1 protein-coding gene is annotated in these 1039 nt (G+C 42.2%); it reads left to right on the plus strand.

Annotation, left to right across the window (positions count from 1 at the left end):
- The first annotated feature begins 54 nt into the window (after positions 1-54).
- Positions 55-987 (plus strand): IS5 family transposase, encoded by a 933-nt coding sequence (locus tag FTU80_RS16310; RefSeq protein ID WP_180086130.1) that lies wholly within the window; start codon positions 55-57, stop codon positions 985-987.
- Positions 988-1039: the final 52 nt, after the last annotated feature.

Consider the following 1039-nt stretch of genomic DNA (forward strand, 5'->3'; position numbering starts at 1 on the left):
GGCTTTGTTGCACAAACCTATCTGTAAAGGCTTTTTCAGCGATATAATTTTCAAATGAAGAAGCCTGCACACAAAATCTACCGCACAACCAATTGGCCCGCATATAACCGAGCACTTATGAGTCGCGGAAATATTGCCATTTGGTTTGATCCTGCTACGCAATGGTATGCGCCATCAAAAGGCAAACAAGGGCGAAATCAAACCTACTCCGACGCAGCCATCCAATGCTGCTTAATGATTAAATCCTTATTCCGTCTGTCTTTACGTATGGTTACTGGCTTTGTGCAAAGTCTGATTAAACTTTGCGGATTAAATTGGATAGCTCCAGATTACACCACGCTTTGTAGAAGACAAAAGCATATTGATATTGTAATCAGCTACCAAAAAAGTAGCGATGGGCTGCATCTACTCATGGACTCTACAGGCATGAAGTTTCTAGGTGAGGGCGAATGGAAGCGCAAGAAACATGGACCTGAATATCGTCGCCAATGGCGTAAACTTCATATTGGTATAGATGCTAAAACCCTACAAATACGAGCAGTTCAGCTTACAACCAATAATGTCAGTGATTCACAGGTGCTTGGTGATTTACTTAATCAGATTCCACAAGATGAGCAGATTGACTCTGTTTATACCGATGGAGCTTATGACACCAAGCAATGCCGTCAGGTCATTGCAGATCGGCAAGGGTATGCGGTGATTCCACCTAGAAAAAATGCGAAACCATGGAAAGATACAAAGAGTAGCTCGCTAGAGCGAAATGAATTACTTCGAACAGTTAAGCGTTTAGGCAGGACACTATGGAAAAAATGGTCAGGCTATCATCGGCGAAGTTTGGTTGAAACTAAGATGCATTGCATCAAATTATTAGGAGATAAACTCAGTGCAAGGAGTTTTGATAGCCAAGTGAATGAGATCCATGCACGTGTAGCAGTTCTTAACAGATTTACGGAATTAGGTCGACCACTTACCCAAGTTACGCCTTAAATTTGGCTCAATTAGGGGCGCTTTGCATTTCAAATCTTTGTGCAACAAAGCC

This window comes from Acinetobacter sp. YH12145 (genome assembly GCF_013418335.1).
GTDB lineage: Bacteria > Pseudomonadota > Gammaproteobacteria > Pseudomonadales > Moraxellaceae > Acinetobacter > Acinetobacter amyesii.